General features: G+C 38.7%; 1 pseudogene. It reads right to left on the bottom strand.

Going from position 1 to position 938, the window contains the following annotated elements:
• Positions 1 to 214: 214 nt before the first annotated feature.
• Positions 215 to 313, bottom strand: a pseudogene (locus ACJ5GX_RS08020) (IMP dehydrogenase); the annotation flags it as partial.
• Between the last annotated feature and the right edge of the window lie 625 nt (positions 314 to 938).

The following is a 938-nucleotide window of genomic DNA, read 5'->3' as shown; positions in this document are numbered from 1 at the left end:
TATTAATTTGTACACATGATTATTTATTGACTATTAAATTGAGTTGCTTTTATTTAGATAGGTTTATACCTCGCATACCTATCTCAATATTATCCGTTCTCGTTAAAAGTCTACAAACGATGTTGATAGATTTCTTTATTAATATTTTTATTTTCCAAAATTAGTGAATCTTCTACTGCCTGAACAGCTGCTGCAATTCCGTAGTGAATAAAACGATCGATCCTGGCCCTATTCCAACTTTCACTGCATCAACACCAGCATCAATCAACGCTTCAGCAGCCTCCTTTGTTGTAATATTTCCGCCGATTAATTGACATCTCTATTTTATTGAGTATTTCTTTACCAAGAAATTGGTGTGGCGCTGGTTGCAATTTTTTACTCGAATAGCTTGGCGGCGAAAAGGTTAAAAGTCTACAAACGATGTTGATAGCTTTAATTTCTTAACATGGAAACATATTGAGATGTTCGTTTAACAAAGTTTTACCATTAGACTACATGTATTTGAAATAAATGTTTTAAGTTACATACATACATACATATATCACGCCTATATCCCTTGCGGGGTAGGCAGAGCGGAAAAAAACAAAAAACGGTCACTCATGCCACGCCTGTCAAACATTGAGGGTCATTAAGATAATTGTATATCACTATAGTGACAGATTGTCAGCACATCGCCTTAAATTGCAATACACACAATCGAGTCCCTTAGTCGCCTCGTACGACTCCCACGAGCAAGAAATGGGGTGATGCTATTCTAAGCCGGCATTTTAAGTTTCAGATAAAAGGAAATTACAAATTCCGATCGATCGTACGCATCGCCATACCTCGCAAATTGCTCCCATCGGTGGGATGTAAGGCTACCCTACATGGGTTTTGTGATGCCTCGGAGCGAGGGTACGCGGCAGCTGTCTATTTGCGGACAGTCAGTTCAACGGGAA

The sequence above is a fragment of the Wolbachia endosymbiont of Tuta absoluta genome, assembly GCF_059414725.1.
This window is presented reverse-complemented; position numbering and strand designations above follow the sequence as displayed.